At 44.0% G+C, this 18,835-nt stretch carries 14 protein-coding genes; 8 read left to right on the forward strand and 6 right to left on the reverse strand.

Translation table 11 applies throughout. The features are described 5' to 3' along the window. Window positions 1–568: 568 nt before the first annotated feature. Genes ACWB0I_RS07865 through ACWB0I_RS07875 form a run of 3 tightly spaced genes read left to right on the forward strand, consistent with a single transcriptional unit; the run spans window position 569 to window position 4,803 of the window. Window positions 569–2,767 (forward strand): SpoIIE family protein phosphatase, encoded by a 2,199-nt coding sequence (locus tag ACWB0I_RS07865; RefSeq protein ID WP_479387506.1) that lies wholly within the window; start codon window positions 569–571, stop codon window positions 2,765–2,767. Further along, window positions 2,768–4,174, forward strand: a complete 1,407-nt coding sequence (locus ACWB0I_RS07870; RefSeq protein WP_479387507.1) for a UTP--glucose-1-phosphate uridylyltransferase — start codon at window positions 2,768–2,770, stop codon at window positions 4,172–4,174. Window positions 4,175–4,224: 50 nt separating this feature from the next. After that, window positions 4,225–4,803 carry a hypothetical protein gene (locus ACWB0I_RS07875; protein WP_479387508.1) on the forward strand — a complete coding sequence of 193 codons (579 nt, stop codon included), beginning with the start codon at window positions 4,225–4,227 and terminating at the stop codon, window positions 4,801–4,803. 42 nt (window positions 4,804–4,845) lie between these two features. Here ACWB0I_RS07875 and pfp read toward each other — a convergent pair whose 3' ends face one another. Further along, on the reverse strand, window positions 4,846–6,186 hold the full coding sequence (gene pfp / locus ACWB0I_RS07880) for a diphosphate--fructose-6-phosphate 1-phosphotransferase (protein WP_479387509.1): 1,341 nt from the start codon (window positions 6,184–6,186) through the stop codon (window positions 4,846–4,848). A 1,386-nt stretch (window positions 6,187–7,572) separates the two neighbouring features. Between pfp and ACWB0I_RS07885 the strand changes: the two genes are divergently transcribed. The 5 genes from ACWB0I_RS07885 to ACWB0I_RS07905 all read left to right on the forward strand — a co-directional run bounded on the left by ACWB0I_RS07885 (window position 7,573) and on the right by ACWB0I_RS07905 (window position 12,415). Next, window positions 7,573–9,336 (forward strand): hypothetical protein, encoded by a 1,764-nt coding sequence (locus ACWB0I_RS07885; protein ID WP_479387510.1) that lies wholly within the window; start codon window positions 7,573–7,575, stop codon window positions 9,334–9,336. A gap of 68 nt (window positions 9,337–9,404) precedes the next feature. Further along, the gene (locus ACWB0I_RS07890; protein WP_479387511.1) at window positions 9,405–10,367 is read left to right on the forward strand and encodes an aminopeptidase; all 963 of its coding nucleotides are present in this window, start codon (window positions 9,405–9,407) and stop codon (window positions 10,365–10,367) included. Window positions 10,368–10,684: 317 nt separating this feature from the next. Then, window positions 10,685–11,419 carry a sulfite exporter TauE/SafE family protein gene (locus tag ACWB0I_RS07895; RefSeq protein ID WP_479387512.1) on the forward strand — a complete coding sequence of 245 codons (735 nt, stop codon included), beginning with the start codon at window positions 10,685–10,687 and terminating at the stop codon, window positions 11,417–11,419. A gap of 36 nt (window positions 11,420–11,455) precedes the next feature. Next, window positions 11,456–12,187 carry a hypothetical protein gene (locus tag ACWB0I_RS07900; RefSeq protein WP_479387513.1) on the forward strand — a complete coding sequence of 244 codons (732 nt, stop codon included), beginning with the start codon at window positions 11,456–11,458 and terminating at the stop codon, window positions 12,185–12,187. 21 nt (window positions 12,188–12,208) lie between these two features. Further along, entirely contained in the window at window positions 12,209–12,415 is a 207-nt protein-coding gene (locus tag ACWB0I_RS07905; RefSeq protein ID WP_479387514.1) for a cold-shock protein, read from the forward strand. 60 nt (window positions 12,416–12,475) lie between these two features. Here the strand turns inward: ACWB0I_RS07905 and ACWB0I_RS07910 are convergent, their stop codons facing one another. From ACWB0I_RS07910 to ACWB0I_RS07930, 5 genes are all read right to left on the reverse strand, one after another. Beyond that, the gene (locus ACWB0I_RS07910; RefSeq protein WP_479387515.1) at window positions 12,476–13,138 is read right to left on the reverse strand and encodes an HAD family hydrolase; all 663 of its coding nucleotides are present in this window, start codon (window positions 13,136–13,138) and stop codon (window positions 12,476–12,478) included. Window positions 13,139–13,214: 76 nt separating this feature from the next. Beyond that, window positions 13,215–14,126: a tetratricopeptide repeat protein gene (locus tag ACWB0I_RS07915; RefSeq protein WP_479387516.1), complete on the reverse strand. Its 912-nt coding sequence runs from the start codon at window positions 14,124–14,126 to the stop codon at window positions 13,215–13,217. A gap of 128 nt (window positions 14,127–14,254) precedes the next feature. Beyond that, the gene (locus ACWB0I_RS07920) at window positions 14,255–14,941 is read right to left on the reverse strand and encodes a potassium channel family protein (protein WP_479387517.1); all 687 of its coding nucleotides are present in this window, start codon (window positions 14,939–14,941) and stop codon (window positions 14,255–14,257) included. A gap of 21 nt (window positions 14,942–14,962) precedes the next feature. After that, window positions 14,963–16,777, reverse strand: a complete 1,815-nt coding sequence (locus tag ACWB0I_RS07925) for a TrkH family potassium uptake protein (RefSeq protein WP_479387518.1) — start codon at window positions 16,775–16,777, stop codon at window positions 14,963–14,965. A 74-nt stretch (window positions 16,778–16,851) separates the two neighbouring features. Beyond that, window positions 16,852–18,600 carry a BamA/OMP85 family outer membrane protein gene (locus tag ACWB0I_RS07930; protein WP_479387519.1) on the reverse strand — a complete coding sequence of 583 codons (1,749 nt, stop codon included), beginning with the start codon at window positions 18,598–18,600 and terminating at the stop codon, window positions 16,852–16,854. Window positions 18,601–18,835: the final 235 nt, after the last annotated feature.

The raw sequence follows: 18,835 nt of genomic DNA on the forward strand, positions 1-18,835 counted from the left end.
TCCTTCAAAACATCTAATCCCGCCACAGCGGGATGCGAAAATTTTTGTGCTGTGTGAAGAAGCAAATCTGTTGAATTGTTGAATTGTTTAATTGTTGAATGGTTTGATGTCCCGTCCCAGAGAATCGCAATTTCCGCTGCTCTCCAACAGGCAAAAGCGGCCGGACAATTAAGAAAATTTCCCACACAAGCCTTCCCCCTCTCCCAGATTTTTATTCTGGGGGCGGGGGATCGAGGGGGTGAGGGCTAATTCATGAAATGATTTCTTTTGTTGGCGGAGTTATATGAGTGTAAGAGTTAAAGGGTTCCGGGCACCTGACTGTCATTTTTTAAAGAAGTTTTTTGGTTGCAGCATTGCTACCTTAGTAAAAAAATACTCCATCCCGCTAATCCACAGGCAGAGTACGCTCGTTCTACATTGTAAGTTGACTTTTAAACAGGGCCTGTTTCGCGTACAGAATGTTAATTTTTTACAGAGTGTGGAAAAAAAGATTCTTAAATATTTTTTGAATTGAACGAATATAGGCAATAGTTTAATCATGGATTATTTTACAGGAAAATAAGTACACATGGGTTGGTTACAGGTTCTAAAGGACGATAGTAAGATAGAACAGACTAAGGAGACACAGAAGACAATTCTGGTCATTGATGACAATCCGGAGATTACGGCCACCATAAGTGAATACCTGACGCAACATGGTTACACGGTTCTGGTGGCTAATTCAGGGGAACATGGTTTACAGCTTTTTGAAAAAAAACATCCCCGAATACTTATTGTCGATTTAAAAATGCCTGGTCTCTCCGGGCTGGATGTGCTCAAAAAGATTCGTCAGCAGGATGAAGAATGTGAGATCATCATTCTCACTGCTTTTAAAGATAATAATTCTATTATTGAAGCCCTGCGTAATCGGGCCTCTGATTTTATTTTGAAGCCGGTTGAATTAGAAACCCTGAGATTAACGGTAGAAAAATCCATAAGCAGATTGGAATTATTGGAACAAGTAAAAGCAAACACCAGAGAACTGGAACGCCTGTTACAGAACGTACAGGACACAAAAGAATATCTGCAAAACATTTTAGAGAGTTCTCCGCAAGCGATTGTGACCTATGATCTGACCGGCAGAATTCTGGAGTGGAACAGAGCCGCAGAAAGAATTACCGGCTACCTGGCAGAAGAGGTAAAAGGCAAAACGCTCAAAGAAGTGCTGGTCCTGGTCGATGTGTTAATTACACCAGCGACCGATGGCATACAGACAGCGGTTACAGATGTAGTGGGGCAGATCATTACAAAAAGTGGGGCCTTAATTTACATTAACCGTAATGCCAAAGTTCTATTGGACTCCCGACACAAGGCCATAGGTATTATTGAAAATTTTTATGATGTTACTGAACAGGTAAGCAATAATCAGCTCCTGCAAAAACGCTACCTACAATTACAAACCATCAATGAAATTGGGAAAAAGATAGCCAGTTGCAATGATTTGTGCGAGATTGCCCAGTTTGTAAGTGAAAAGATTGTGCAAAGTTTTTTTGAGTCGACGCAAATGACCATTTTCTTTTATGATCCCGAGCAGCAAAAGCTGGTCTTAAAAGCCATGAGCGGTTACAACATCGAAAAGGTCAAAAAGCGCTTTCCGTTAGGAACCCCCTTCGAGCTGGACCAGGGTGTAATTGGCCATGTTTTTCAGACAGGGCAGGCAGTCATAGCCGAAGATGTGATAACTTTACCCTATTTTAAACAGGGGACAATGGAAGAGACACGCAGCGAATTCGCTTTTCCCATTCGTTTTAAAGAACAAGTGTTCGGTGTTTTAAATATTGAAAACATTGAAAACATGAAGCTGGATGAGGCCGACCGCTTCATGCTGGAAGCCGTTGCGGAATATCTGGGCATTGCCAAAGATCGTATTGAATTGATGGATAAGATTAAAGAACAAAATTTGCAACTGGAGAGGCAGGCCAACGAATTAAGAAAAGCCTTAAAAAAGGTTGAAAAACAGAAAAAAATTATTGAAAATCAACATAAAAAACTGATTACCGATCTACAAAAGGCTGGTGAGTTTCAAAAGAGTCTATTGCCTGAAGCCCTGCCGGACTATGAGGATGTTCAGTTCGGGGTGCTTTATTTGCCGTCCAGCCAATTGGGGGGCGATTTTTACGATATCATGGATATTAATAATCGCTACGCGGCCCTGGTCATTGCCGATGCTTCCGGCCATGGGGTTGCGGCCGCCATGCTTTCGGCCATGTTTAAAATGACTCTGCACAAATACAGCGACGAAATATTAAATCCCTCCGTTGTTTTACAGAAAATGAACCGCGACTTTTGCAGTGTACTGCAAACCGGAGAATTTTTCAGCGCCTTTTTAGCTGTGCTCGACCGAAAAGAAAATATCCTGCGTTTTGCCAATGCCGGACATCCCCACCCTCTGTTGTACGACTATCAAAGCGGAACCATTCATGAGCTGGACACGGAAGGATTTTTATTGGGGATTATTGATTTAGGAACAAATTTCGCCCAGAAAGATATTCAGCTAAAGGGCAAGATGCGATTGTTTTTTTACACAGATGGTCTGAATGAGGCCTCTAATCATAAGGAAGAACAGTTTGGGACAGAACGATTGAAACAGTTAATGCGGGAAAATGCTTCAAATAGCGCTGAAATTTTCATTGAAAATACCAGAAAAAGTTTGTACAATTACACCGGTTCAAATGATTTTGAAGATGATGTAACCATTCTGGTCATGGACAAAATTGGAAGTGAATAAATGATTAAGTCCGAAAATAAAAATTGGCAAAAGATCATCGATCTCTGTTTTGAACATGGGCAAGGACATATCTTTCGCTTTTGGGAAGAATTGAGTCCAACGCAAAAAGAATTCTTAATCAGTCAATTAAACCGCATTGACTGGCAGCAAATGGAACATCTAATTGCTCTGGCTTTGAATCCGCATAAAAAAAATCCGCCCCATCTGGAACCTGCGCCTGTAATTTCTTTGAGAGAGCGAGAGACGCTTGATGAGCAGGTGCGCCCTTTAGGAGAAGATGCCCTGCGACAGGGCCGGGTTGGCGTTTGTCTGGTGGCTGGCGGACAGGGCTCCCGCCTCGGCTTTGATGGGCCAAAAGGCTGCTTTCCCATTACGCCCGTAAAAAAGAAATCCCTCTTTCAATTGCATGCCGAAAAGATTAAAGCCATGTCCTTAAAATACGACGTTGATCTCCCATGGTACATCATGACCAGCCGCAGTAATCACCAGCAGACCGTCGATTTTTTTGAACAGCACCAATATTTTAATTTAGGTAAAGAACAGGTTTTCTTCTTTGTTCAGGACATGATTCCAGCTGTGGATCAAAACGGCAAATTTCTGTTAGCCGAAAAGCACCGTATTTTCGAGAGCCCCAATGGCCATGGAGGTGTGTTAAAGGCGCTGTACGATAGCGGGGTACTGCAGGACATGAAAAACAGGGGCATCCGGTACCTCTTCTATTTCCAGGTGGACAATGTGCTCGTTAACATGTGTGATCCGCTCTTTATTGGCTATCACATTCGCGAAAGAGCGCAGATTTCCAGCAAAGTGGTACGAAAAAGCGATCCGGAAGAACGCGTGGGCATCATTTGTAAGATGAATGGAAAAACAGGGGTCATCGAATACAGCGATCTGGATGAAACGCACATGTATGCCAGAGATGAGCAAGGACAATTATTATATTGGGCGGGCTCCATTGCCATTCACGTTATCGATGTTCAATTTATTGAAGATGAAAACAAAAATGGATTTAAATTACCGTTTCATATTGCCCACAAGAGCATCCCATTTATTGATGATCAGGGTAAGCTAATTCAACCTGATCACAAAAACGGATTTAAATTCGAAACCTTTATCTTTGACGCTTTGTTAGATGCTGAACGCGTATGTACTGTTGAAGTCGATCGCCCGGCAGAGTTCAGCCCGGTAAAGAACAGGGAAGGGGTGGATAGTCCACAAACCGCCCGCCGGGATCTGATCCGCAACTATGCCCGCTGGCTGGTAGAGTGTGGCTTCAAAGTTCCCATGAAAAACGGTATTCCGCAACATCCCATTGAAATTAGCCCTCTCTTGGCCTTGAATGCCAGCGAACTCAAAGAAAAACTAACCCATATTCCTCCCCTTAATGGCCCCATTTATTTGGAATAGCGCTTTTAGCATTGTAGATTAAAAAGAGAAGAAACAATTTGGGGTTAATAATGGACGAACAATTTAGAAGTAAAGTGCGCAATTTATATCGCGTTAACCGTTTACTGTGGTACGCCATATTGGGCGGGGTGCTTATGTTGTTACTGGTCGGCTATCTATTGTACTATTTTGGCTCCGTGGTCTCCACAGCGCCACACACCCAGGGCGGCCTGGGTACTGTAATTTTAATTGTAGCCATCCTTTTGCTCTATCTGGTTTTTCATATGAAACGAACCTATCTTGCTCCCCGCAAATTAGTCTGGCGGGCCAGAAAAAAAACATTGCAAATCACCAGTGTCGATCTGTCTGATTTCATTGTTCAGTTTGGAGAAACGGCCGATACCATGGCCAAAACATTAATTTTATTGAGGCGCTATTACATGGTGATCTGGTCTATTGCAAATTTAATTACACTGCTTGGTTTTATTGAATTTGTAGTTACCGGAGAAATACGCGTTCTGGCCATTTATGGGGTGGTCAGCCTCTATTCTTTGTTGATCAATTATCCTTCTTTCGGCATCATTGAAAGATGTTATGCGGTAATCAGCGAAGAAACCAGTTCTCAGGCCAGAGCAGCGGACGACGAATAGCCGTCCGCTCCGACCGGCTGAAATCAAACATTACCCGGCTCGTTATTTTAGGGCTTTATTGTTCTTTTTTGTCGGACTGGACGAAACCTTTTCGTGAGCGATTCCATCATCACCGATGTGTTCCACTTCGCTGTTGGCGACCAGATATTCAAACTGCTTTCTGAAATCATCCAACCCAACCCCGGCTGTAGCGGCATACTTTGCCAGTTCATGGGGGTCATCAAAATCTTCTGCTTTCAGGCGAATCATGTAGCGGTACGCCACGTGGTAGTATTCTGATTTAATGTCTACCATGCGGATTTTCATGCGTTTGGTCTTGGGGTCGATTTTATCCTTTAGCATCATGGGCATAAAGCGGCCGTCCTGGATAGAGATCAGAGCGCCCGAACCGCCATCAAACAAAAATTTGGCGGCCATGAATCCCAGGTCGCGACAGTATTCCATGTCAAAGGGGATGGGGTCTGCGCAGCGCAATTCGTAACCAATATTCTTGGCCACAATCGTAGTTTTTAGCCCGAACTCGGCCAGCCGTTCCTGTACCCGGCGCTTTAATATTTCGCCAAAACTGATCTCGGCCAATCGGATGTTGTCATGGGCGTCTTTTTCCACATTCATCAGCAATTCAAAATCATTGGGATCCAGTTTTTCCAGCAAGCCTTCAGCCAGAATAGCCACTCCATCCTGCCGGCCATAACTCATGCGCTTAATGATGGCTCCAACCAAAATATCCACGATACGTTTCAATTTAATCTTCTGATTGCCAAATTCTTCAGGAATCAGTGTCAGTGTGGCGCCGCAGGCTTTGCCGATGCCCAGGGCCAGATGACCGGCCTTACGCCCCATGGTAACCACAAAGTACCAGCGAGAGGTCGTTTTGGCGTCGGTCATGATGTTCTTAACGATCTCAACCCCCAGATGGCGGGCCGTCTGAAAACCAAATGTGCTGATGGTGCCCGGCAGGTCCAGATCGTTGTCTATGGTTTTGGGCACATGGGCTACGCGCACCCGGCCATTGGCCACCTGTTCCACGCGGAAGGCAGAATAGGCCGTGTCATCGCCGCCAATGGTGATCAACTTATCAACATTTAGCCGTAACAGGGAAGAAACTGTGTTTTCCAGGAGTTTTTTATCTTTTGTGGGATTGTCCCTGGAGATACCAATGTGCGAACCGCCACGAAAATGAATTCGACTTACCGATTCGATGGTCAGAGGAACCACGTGCGAAATGTCGCCGCGCATGATCCATTTAAAACCATCCTGAATGCCAATGACTTCCGATCCTGAAAGAATGGCTCTGATTGTTGCAGCGCCTATTACACTATTAATACCCGGAGCGGGACCTCCGCCCACTAAAATAGCTGTCCGTTTTGGAAATAATGACATGGTAAACTCCGTTCCCTTTGTTTTACTCCTTAAAACCCTATTGCTTGAAATTCTGCAAAATGTAATTTTTGGTGTCGTGTTCCAATTCCCGGTAGTACGGGAAACGAGGCGTCATTTGATTCTACTCCGTTCCAAAATTTTCCTCCCGATTTTTCAGGATTGAATTCGACCCGAATGAGCATTTTGCAGAATCCGCTGTATTAAAATTTAATTTCTTTTATTTTTTCACAAAATTAATTTAAAATTCTAAACCTGAAATCGCAAATTATTAAGCCAGTTTTTAATGATAAAAATAAATTATTTTGCAGCGGCCAGACAAAAAACGGTTATTCTGGAATACTGTCATTAAAAAATGTATCCCGTCATGGCGGAAGGCGAAATTTTTGTGCTGTGCGAGTGAATAAAACTGTTGAATGGTTAAATGGCCCGTCCCCGAAAATCGGGATTTGAAATGACACTCGGCACTCAGCCTCCCAAATTGTCATTTCGACCGATGCGCGAAGCGAAAGCGACGTGCAGAGTGGAGAAATCTTTCTAAGGTGTAAGGGCGAAGCATTTTCCTTAAGATGGTTCCAATTAGCGCAACCTCTTTGTGTGCAAGTTAAAATTGCTCTTGAGTAAAAATTTGCAAAAATGCTTCGCCCTTACATAAGTCTCGAGCTGAAGCTCGAGTTACGTTGCGCTTGCGAATTACATTTTGGCTTTGTGCCAGTGTATTTATGGTCTCCCGATGAATCGGGAATTGAAATTGCAGGCCAGTACGAATCCTCAACGTTTAGTCATAAACTTCGGTTTAAAAAATAATTCGTAATTCGTAAAAAAATACTCTATTTTGCTTTCATGGCCTTGTTGCATTCTTTCAGGTCGATTACAGCTTGCGGCTGTGCTCATAAGGCCGCTCGATTGGCGTAAAGAATGGGAAGGCTTTTCTTTTCTCTTTGTGGAGAACCAGGTGAAAAGAAATAATGACAGCGCGTGTTTAACAGTGCATCGCCAGGGATTATTTTAATTGTTTAATTGGTCAACCATTGACCTGTATCAGGCAGGGTTTAAAGTCGGCCTGAACCCGATTTTTTAAATTTCGAATAGGTAAACAAATCGTGACCTGGAACAAATACTTTATTTTTGGTGCAATTATTTTAAGAAAGATTTATTCAATCTGAATACCTTTTTGAGGGTACGTATTCCCGGATAGAGTGGCGGTTTTAAAGAGAGATGAGATCAGAGCCAGCCCAAATGTTGAAATAGAAAAAAAGCTGGGCTAGAAGAGTCAGATGCCTCGTAGAAGGGCAGAGCAAGGCGTTCCAAAAATTGTGGATTCCTGATCAAAATTTTGTAAATTGACAATAGATTTTAATTTATGGATGAAAGGGAGATTAGTCGAATATGCGTATTCAGTCTCTTCAACTCTCAGGATTCAAAGGATTTGATCAAAACACAACCTTAAACTTTTTGGATGAACATCAAAACTTAGTGTTTGAAACCGAAGCCGAAGAGAGTCGCTTTTTTATTGAAGCCATTCTGGGCATCATCTTTGGTTTCAGCGCCGATGAAAAATTACGATTTCGGGGCGATCCCAGGATCAACAGGACTTTTACCGGCCTGGTATCGTTAGTCATCGATCAGAAGATTCTGCTCATAGAAAGAGACTTTGAAACGGATGTGATTGCCTGTCTGTTAACCGATCCCAAATCCAGCCGTCCCATTTTCCAGGGCAAAGATATTGTGGACAATGGCTTTTCCAGACCCTATCTGGATATGTTGCGTTCCATTTTCCCAATAGTTGATAAATCCCTTTATCTGGAAGTGCTCAATGATGAAATGGAAGAAGGCAAATCGTTTGGCGAATTGATGTCTTCCCTCTATTTGCTCTTTTCGCCTACCTTTAAATTAAACAAAGCCCGCTCTCTGTTGAATCAAGTGGAAGCCATTGCCGGTGAACTTTTACCCGGCAAATTTGACACAAACGATATCCAGCAATTGGCGCGTTTTAAAGAGTTTTTGAATGTTTTAATAAAAGTAAATACGATGCGCCAGGAGCTGATAGAAGACCTGAACAAGTTAACGCAACTCTCTCAAAAAATCCGACAAAAACACGTACGTAAAGATGAGATCGACAAAACACTGGAAGAGTCATTCGAGCCCATAAAAGATCAAAATCCTATTTTATTGCGAGCCGAGGTTTTGCTCTGGAAAAGTCTGGAACAACTTAAAAGACAGAACGAAGAAGAGCTGAAAGAGATCGGAGACAAAATAGAGGTCATCGAGCAAACCTTTAAAATCGACCTTTCTGAATATGAACAATTACCTTTAGAGGCCGAACGCGACATTAAAACCTATCATGAAAATTTTGAAAAGATCAATAATCTGGAAAAGCGTGTTGAGTCCCTGAATCATGAGATTCAGTTGCAAGAGGTAAAACACAAAACCTGGAAACATGTAAAATATTTTTTTGTAGGATTTATTACTCCTCTCTCTTTTATCCTATCCTATATTGCGTTCAGTTCCTGGTTGTTAATCATTCCAGAAGCCTTTTTCTTTTCCCTGATATTTCTCTTTTTATTTGGACATTACCATTCTAAAATTATTGAAAAACTTTTAAACCTGCAGGAAGATCGCGATATTCTGGTAAAGAAATTAAATGATCTTAAGAATGAGCAAAATGAACTGCAGAAAAAGTGGTACTTTTTAAAAGACGACAAGAACTTTAAGATTCATAAAGAGCGTTTGCTAAAATACAAGGAACTAAAGGCGACTTATCGAAAATTAAAACAGAAACAGGCTCAAATTAAGGAAAATTTAGCTCAACCTTCTTTTAGAGAACAATTGGAAAATTACCGGAAGAAATATTATAATCTGATCGATATTAACCGACCGGATCTGGAGTCTTATCTTGATAAGTTTGTAAAGGTAAAAAATGAGCTCACAGCCATGGAAAGCAAAATGCCTGAGCCACCAGTGGTCAAAGAATTGCAAAAGATCGGTCATGAATACAGGAACGCCATCCAGAAACTAAAACAGTCTTACATTTCCATTTCGGACCGCTTAAATTTGCATCAGTACAACATGCCTATTGATCAGATACTGGATGCGGTCGAGCGTAGAATAAAGAATATCCAGCTCAAATCGGGTATTCCATTTGAATATTAGGGATTATTATTTTAACTTACCTTTTTTATTAATTATTAACTTTTTACCCAAATTAAAGGATCGTTTAAATGAATGATTTGATCCAGGCTGCGCATACCGCACTCAAGACCTGTCTTGGACTGACCCCTGAAGAAAAATTGCTAATCGTATGTGACAACAAAAAGGAAAATGTAGGCAAAGCCTTTTTTGAAGCCGGTATTGGAATAACAGAAAAGACCTTATTGGTTCAAATTCCGGTTGCTGATGTGAATGGTCAGGAACCGCCCAAAGAAGTGGCCGAATTGATGCGTGTGCACAATGTAGTGGTCTGTCCCACCTATCGTTCGTTAACGCACACAGACGCCAGACGAAATGCCTGTAAGGCCGGGGCTCGGGTGGCAACCATGCCCAATATCAGTGAAGATACCATGATCCGCACACTCAATGCCGATTACCAGCTTATTGCTAAACGTACCAATCGCCTGGCCTCTCTGTTGGACGAAGCAAAATTGGTGCATTTAAGTTCACCGTTAGGAACCGATTTGTACATGCCCATCGAAGGGATCAAGGCCATCGCCTCCACCGGATTACTGCTGGAAAAAGGAAAAGGCGGCAATCTGCCCAGCGGAGAGGCATTTTTGATGCCTGAAGAAGGGAAGAGTGAAGGAACACTGGTGGTCGATGCTTCGGTGGCCGGAATCGGTATGTTGCAGCAACCCATTAAAATCGTCATTAAGAATGGCTTTGCTGTTAAAATGGAAGGGGGCAAACAGGCCGATCAACTGTTTGCCATGCTCAGCCGCTTTGGCAAAGACGGACTGAATGTGGCAGAATTCGGCATTGGGACCAACCATACGGCCCGGATTATTGGCAATATCCTGGAAGATGAAAAAGTTTTAGGCACGGCTCATGTGGCCTTTGGTAACAATATCAGCATGGGCGGCACCTACGCTGTGGGCATTCACATCGACGGCGTACTCACCCTGCCTTCCATTTATCTGGACGACCATCCTTTGATGCTGGATGGAAAGCTGGTTATTGATATTGATTAAAATATTTCCCGCAAAGGGGACGAGTTTAGCCCTGATCCCCTAACTCCCTCTCCCTGAAAATCGGGGTTAGGTGCAAAATTTTGACGCCAGTGTAAAGGATTCCGATCCCGATAAATCGGGATCGGAATGACACGTCGGCACGAGGCCTCCAAAATTAACATTTCGACCGATGCGCCGAGCGAAAGCGATGTGCAATGCGGAGAAATCTTTACCTGGCGTAGTGGAGGTTTTTCCAGGACGTTGCTTAATACTGAAAGACTACTTAACCTTTCAGGGACGGAAGATGTGTCTTTTTTAATGAACGGACGGTGTAATTGATGCCGATTACAGTTCTTCTGATCGCAATGTGTCTGGTCTTTGTGGCCTATTTTGTCAAGGGATTCACGGGATTTGGCCCGGCATTAATCCTGATTCCTTCCCTTTCCTTCTTTTTTCCACCTCAACAGGCCATTTACCTGGCCACCTTACTGGATATTTTTGCAGGCCTCTATCTTTTTATCAATGTGTACCGCCTGATCGACTGGAAAATAGTTTTGCCCGTGTTATTCCTTTTTTTCCCGGGAGCATATTTGGGGGCCAGACTGTTAAGCGCGTTAAACGTTCTGTTGTTAAAACGGCTTTTGGGGGTCGTCCTCTTCTTTTTTATTGGTCTGATCTGGTTCAATACTCTGCCCCAAAGAGAGGCGATTAAGATTAAATTCAGTTTAAAGATGCTAATGCCTGTTTCGTTTTTGGCCGGCATTGGCGGAGGATTGTTCGGAATTAGCGGACCGTTGCTGGTAATCTATTTTAAACTGGTTTTCAAGAAAGCGGCCTTCCGCGCTCAGTTAATCGCCATCTTCTTTTTTGGTGCAATCTGGCGCCTCTTTCTGTACCACTCACTGGGCAACCGCTTACACTTTACCTGGGGCCAAACGCTGATCTTTCTGTTGACCATGTTCCTGGCCATTTTAGCCGGCAGCGCCTTCCACCTGCGAATTGATCAGAAAAAGTTTGATCGATTTGTTGCGCTTATTTTACTGATCCCCTGTTTTACCCTCTTGTTTTCCTGATTTGCAATCGTTTTTGATTTATTGTAAAATAAATGTATGAACAGGATACTAAGCGCATTACCATTGGCTTTTGTTCTCCTTTTTTTAGCCTGCTCCTCGGAGCCCGATTTCCAGCGGATCGATCAGCTACTCCATGAAGGTCAATTTGAGCAAGCCAGAAATTTAATTGAGCGTGAGTTGAGCAGAGAGTGGGCCGATACACTCCAGCAAAAACGTCTGGAATATCGTTTGATTAAAGCTGAAAAAGGAATGATGTTCAAGCAGATTGATTCGCTGGCCGCCCAAAATCCGCTGCAGGGGCTGGAAAAGTTACGTCAGTTGGAAGACTCCTTACAGCGCAGGACTCAGGCCAAAATGCGCTATTATGCCTTTGATCTCTACCTGCGCCGGGCCAGGCTCTTCAAAACATTGAAACAGGACTCCCTGTGGTTTAAGGAGGTTGGCAAAGCGCTTGCGGCTTTTACCGATCAATACGAGCTGAAACGAGACCTGTATGAACAGTGCGCCTTTTATCTGGCCGGGCAGGGTAAATATGATCAGGGACTCAAAATGCTGGATCATTCTTTCCGGGAAATTTCTTTGCACCACTTAACGCCTGAATTGAAGGACGTCTATTTTGCCTATTTTAATGGACAGTTTGCAAAGGCCCTTACTTTGCTCGAGAGATTGAAAGAGGATCAGAAAGACAGACACTGGATGAATCTGCAAAACTACTTAAAAAAATATGGGCAACATATTTCCATGGAGGAAAGATTTAAACTGTGGTAACACAACACGTAAGGAGAAAAGATGCTTAAGGGTACGGTAAAGAACTGGAACCAGGAAAGAGGCTACGGCTTCATTGTTTCCGATGAGGGAGAAGATATTTTTGTCAATGCCAATGATTTGCACGCTTCTTTGAAGAAGAGAGGGCTGCGGGAAGGAGATCGTGTAAAATTTGACCTAAAGAGCGATATGAAGGGCGACAAAGCCGTTAATGTGCGTCTGGACCTTTGAAGCCCTGAGCGTTACGCCAGCTCCCTTTAGCGCTCCATTGCTGATTTTATTTCTTCCTTTTCATGATGAATTTGTTATACCAAGAAGGTTATTCAAAATCGTTTCTACCTCATAAAAATCGTGGGCAATGTAGTCTGCCTGTTTTAAAAATGGCTTAGGTAGAGTAGTAGTGATGGCTACCACCGTCATGCCGGCCCGTTTTGCTCCCTTGATGCCCATGGGCGCGTTCTCCACAACGATGCAGTTTTGCGCTTTGATGTGTAAAGTCCGGGCTGCTTTTAAGAACGGATCGGGGAAGGGTTTGCCCCGTTCCACGTCATCCACGGTAACCAGTACCTTAAAATAGTGATTAAAATGTTCATTCACGATTTTTTCTACTCTGGAGCGGTTGCCCCCGGTAACGACAGCCATGGGCACTTTGTGTAGATGCAGGTGTTCAACCAGATCGTGGAAATGGTCGTAAAATTCCAGAGTCATGAACTGATTGTAATAATTGACTTTCCGTTGCATGACCTCGTCCACTTCATTGGGGCTCAGGCCATGAATTTTGCCCAGGTGGTGAGCGATGGTATGAATGCCCTGACCTTCCAGTACAAAGAACTCCTCTCCTTTAATTTCAACGCCTTTTTCCATAAAAGCCTGACGCCAGGCATTAAAGTGCTGTTCCATGCTCTTAACCACCACTCCATCAAAATCAAACAAGACGGCTTTTTGCTTCATCATTGTAATCCTTTATTTTTCTAACAGTCCATGAGCAGCAAATTGGGCTTGCTCTATTGCTAACGGGGATAGGCTGTTGTTAATCCATTTTCAGAGGTTTGCGTTTTTTACGATAGCGCAAAAAATAGGTATTGTCCAGAGATTCCATGTATTTTTCCAGTTCATTAATCATTCCTTTATTGCTTTTAAGAAAATGGCGGGAATATTCCGTCAGGTACAGACAACGCATAAAGTGCCGGTAGCGTTCTGCCATGGTGTATTTAATGCGGATGATGCGTTCGTTTTGCTCTTTTTTGAGCATCAATTTAAAGAAGACTTCATCCTGTTCAAAGACAAGGTAGTTGCGGAACCAGGCTTCAAATGGCAGCAACCACATGGCAACATTTTTCCGTCCGTGCTGAGAATGCAATCGGCCAAAAAGCATTTTGAATTGGGAGAGATAGAGGTCCTCTTCGTAAAGCTGATCTGCGGCCAAAAACAGATTTTGCGTCAGTACGGCGGTAACGTCTTTAGGCTTATTTTGCTGCAGGTAGATATGCCCGATAAAGACGCGGGCCCAGATATTTTCGGGTTCCTGTTCTTTCAGTTCTTTCAACAACACCAGCGCCTCTTCCGACTCACCCAGCAAAAAACGAAAGATGCCATGAGCCAGTGGGTCTGCCTCCGGGGCCAGATGCTTAAAATGTTTAGCGTAGAGATCGATAAGCAATCTCAGAAAAATACGATTGGTGTAAGGATGAATCTGCTTGTCTGAAAATTTTTGGCGCAGGAAGAAATATTTTTCTTTTAGCACGGGCAGGCTGCTCATTTTGCCTGGATGAAGCTCTTTAAGCAGATTCTGGATTTCTTTAATGATCAGGTTGTACTCAACCTTGGCCGTAATTTTGTAATAGTTCTGCCATTTTTCCAGGGCCTGGTCAAAATGGTGCTGGTAAAAATCTTTTTCCGCCTCTTCCAAAATGCTGTCAAAAACGTCAAACAGTGTTGCCATAAATCCATTCTTTTAAAACGACCATTCACAAATTAGTTTTATTTTTGACGAGATTCAATCTTTATTTTAGAAACCGGCAAAATGCACCTTCACGGTATTATTTCAAAATGGAGAATGGCTTCGGAGCTTTACTTGTTTTGCAGTCTGGAAATTTTTTGCAAATCGCGGTTACTGCCAATTAAAACCATGACGTCGCCCTTCTGGAAAACCGTGTTGGCATCTGGATTATTGTTCACAATGGGTGGCAACTGGCGGCCATCTTTGCTGACCTGTGGCGAGTGAATGGCAATCAGGTTTACGCCAAATTTGGAGCGCAGTTGCAGTTCGGCCGGTGTTTTGCCCACAAAAATATCGGGTACCTGAATTTTTGCCGCGACGGTGCCTCCACCGATGAAGGTAACGTCCAGTAAACCCTGATGCATCAAACGGTAAGAGAGTCTTTCGGCAGCTTCCATCTCTGGGGTGATCACCAGATCTACGCCTACGGCTTTTAAAATCTTTTCCTGAGTTGGATTGGAGGCCCGGGCAATAACGGTTTTGACGCCAAAATTCTTCAGATGCACGGCGGCTAATAGATTGGATTCGAAATCTTCACCAATACACACCACGCCCACATCGATTTCCTCTAGCCCAATGCTGCTCAAAGCCCGTTCATCCATGGCATCCAGCCGAACGGCGTAGGTTACCTGATCCTGAATTTCTTCGACCAGTTCCATCTTTTGATCAACCGCCACAACTTCGGCTCCTTTTTCGATGAGGCTTACCGCCAATTCACGGCCAAAGATACCCAATCCAATAATCAAAAACTTATTCATCTTGTTTTGTCCTTTTCTTAATTAACCGACCATGACATTCTTTTCTTCCGGATATTCAACGCGCAGGTGTTCCCGTGGGGTGGTAATGGCAAAGGCCAGTGTTAGAACACCTACCCGGCCCACAAACATGGAAACAATAATCACCATTTTCCCCCAGTTGCTCAGCCCTGCCGTAATACCCCTGGAAAGGCCCACGGTGCCAAAAGCGGAAATTTCTTCAAACAGGAGATTTAAAAAACTGGCCTTTTCGGTCAGGCTGAGTAAAAAGCTGGAAAACATGATGAAAGAGATGGCAAAGGCGAACACCACCAGGGCGCGATTTAAAATGGTAAAAGAGATGCTGCGTTTAAACAATTCGATGCGTGTCTTGCCGCGAATGATGGAAATGAAGCTGGCCACCAAAATCCCCAACGTTGTGGTTTTAATTCCGCCGCCGGTTGATCCCGGCGAAGCGCCGATAAACATGAGCAGCATGAGCAACAGGGCCGAAGAGACCGTAAGATTCGCTGTGTCAACCGTATTGAATCCGGCGGTACGCGCCGTGACAGAACAAAAAAAGGAGTTGATGGTCTTGAAGATCCAGTCTCCCTGAAATGGTTCAATCATTAAAAAGAGAAGCGTGCCGCTGACTAACAACACGCCAGTGACGATTAGGACCAGTTTGGTGTGTACAGAAAAGCGCCGAATCTTTTTACGTGTCGGGTACTCAAAAATGCGGCCCCGGGTTAAATCGATCATGACGACAAAGCCCAGACCACCAACGATGATCAGCAAGGCTATGGTCAAAACCACGGGGTAGTTGGTGTTAAATGACATCAGAGAGTCGTTGTTCAGGGAAAAACCCGCATTGCAGAAAGCTGAAACCGAATGAAAGATGGAATGGTACAACCGCTGTGAAAAATCCCATTGGGGCAAATTCCAGCTAAAGAAGAGCAAAATAACGCCCAGCGACTCCATGACAAAGGTGATCAGAATAACGCCCTTAATTAGGCGCGTAATGGCATCGAGCCGTTCAACGTTAAGCATCTCCTGCAACATGATGCGCTCGCGAATGGCCATGCCCCGCCCAAAAAACAGGGCAAAAAAACTGGAGATGGTCATGATGCCCAGGCCACCGATCTGAATTAAGGTCAGGATGATCAATTGGCCTAACAGTGAAAAGTGGCTGCCCGTGTCCACTACGATTAAGCCGGTGACACAGGTGGCGCTGGTTGCGGTAAAAAGGGCGTCTAACCAGCCAAGATTGTGGCCAGGCGCCACCGCTTTGGGCAGCATCAGTAAAAAAGTACCCAGAATAATCACAATAAAAAAACTGAGCATCAGGGTTTGCGCCGGATGAAATCGGAGATAAGCAATTTTGCGATTTAAACGCACGGCACCGCTGATGATCGTCAAAATAATGACCACCTGGGCGCCGACGATGGTTAATCGCGTAAGCGACTTAACGTTTAAATCGACCAGATATTTTTGAAATTGGGAAAGTCCCAGCTGGTGCAGAATGACCGTTGTTTCGGCAATGATCAATAAGACCAGGGCCGTTTCAAACCAGTGGGAGCGTATGTAGTCCCATTTTTCGAAAGTAAACAGCAATTTAATAAAATATTGAAGCACATAATACAACACGATCAGCACATTAACACGCTCAATGATCTGCGCCGTTTGAGGTGAGATGTAAAAACCATATTCCAGAATCAGGCTGACCAGGGCCAGCACACTGACAAAGAGAAGAGAAATATTAACCGCTTTGATGACCGGTTCTGACAATTCAAAAAAGCGAATTTTCAGCGAGTTCCACCATCCTTTGATGTCCGTAAAGTCAAAATCTTCCTTAGCCACTCAGGGTCTCCTTGTGCACTCCATTTAAAACGCTAATTTACGAAACGGGTTTAAATCTGCAAAATATTGGTTGTTCAAAACTGGCTGGTCAGACGCACGTGGATCTTCCCCTGACCGAAGCTGTCGCCCCTCGCCAGGCCGTAATCGATCCCCATGATGCCCATGGGCGTGGCAAAACGCAGGCCAAAGCCCAGGCCGCGCAGCATTTGTTCTTTTATGGTTTCCTGAATTTTGGTCCGGTAATAGCCAAAATCGGCAAACAGGAATACCCTTGAATTTCGTCCCATGATAAAACGATATTCTAAATTAAGCCAGGAAACCAGAAAACCATGAAATTGTCTTTCGCGGTAGCCGCGCACAGACTGACTGCCGCCGAACCAGAAATAGTCGCTTAGTTGTAAATGCCTGCCGCGGATGTTTTTTAAATAGAATTTGGCAGCCAGCACCTGGTTTTTAAATAGAGAGCGGTACCATTCAAACTGTAAATGTAAACTATTGAGCCCTGCATTCTTTCTTAAACTGTCTCTTAAAAGGATGGCAGCAGGCCCCAGGTTTTGCTTCAGGCCATAGCTGTAACTGCTCTGATAAAAAAGCCCCCTCCGGGGATTGGGAATGTAATCGCGGACATCGTATTGTAGCCCAGCTTGTACGGCATAGGTTCTGGTTTTTACCATGCCCAATTGCCAGGATGCCAGGGAATCCGGATTGACAGCCTGTCGCGAAAAATTTAAGAACAGGGCAAATGACTCGTTGAAATGGAATTGCGAGTTGAGAGCAAAATCATAGGCGATGTACAGAGTGTCTCTTACTTCGCGGCTAAAAGCGCCGCCCACATCGATGGGGAAATTAAATATCCAGGGTTCGAGGTAACGAATATGAAAATTTTCCGATAGGCGATCGCTCTTTTCCCAGTAGAGTTTAAACTTTCGTCCGCTGCCAAAGAGATTTCTGAATGAAAGATCGATTAAACCGGTCAGATAGCCTTTTGCCGTTTGGCTGTTGGCGGCCGGGGGGACATAGCCAAGCACGCCGTCAAACGAAGTGGCGTTACCTTCTTTAACAGTCTGGATGATTAGAACGCTGTCCGGGGCAATGCGCAAAAGTTTTGGCGGCGCTACCTGATCAAAGAGCTGCATTTTTTGAATTCGACTCGTCATCTTGCTAAACCAGGCCTGGTCGAACCTCATCCCGGGGGTGAAGTAGAGCTGGCGCAAAACGACCCTGGGTTTGGTGTAGTGCAGGCCGTTTAAAACAACGTCTTTAATAAAAACAGGATGCCCCTCTTTAATTCGGATTTCAATCCCCACCAGCGCCTGGTTGTCGTTTTCTTCGGTCTGTAAGCGCGAAACCTGTACCCGGGCAAATGGGAATCCCTTTTGCGCTGCCCATTGCAACAGGGCTTTCAGATCGTTGTTCAGAATATTTTGATCAAAGGATTGGCCAGCCCGACTCTGCAGGACAGCCAAATATTGGGCGGACGGGATGGAGTCGCTTGCAATTTGGATCTGTTTAATGTGGAACAGCGGTCCGGCATGGAGCCAGATGATCAATCCTTTCTGATCTTTTAAAAAGGTCAGTGAATCGATGCTTGCTTTCAGGTAACCCTGACGCTGACAATAGGTCAGCAGTTCTTTTTGCTTTTGTTCTAAGTATTGGGCGTCCATAGGCCGTCCGGCATTCAGGTTTAGAGCCTGAAGAAGTTTTTTCTCCGGCCAGGGATACTTCCCTTTAATGTACACCTGATTAATGGTAAGCGCCAGGCTGCCAGAAAGAAAAAGGACGAAGTTTACCCATGTCAGAAATAAAATTTTGCTACTGATCATAAATAAAAGTTAGCTAAATCTGGAATGGAAAGCCACAAAATATTAAGCGGGGCATTCCTGCAATGATTCAAAAATGGGGGAAAAGAGGTAGCGTTTTGATGGAACATTTCACATAGCCGTTTGGAAAAGACAGGTTTAGAAAGCTTTCCATAAAAGATATATCAATTTAAGGTGAGAAAATTTTTGTGCTGTGTGAGGAAGTAAAACCGTTTAATTGTTGATTTGTTGAATTGTT

The organism is Caldithrix sp. (assembly GCF_056497305.1).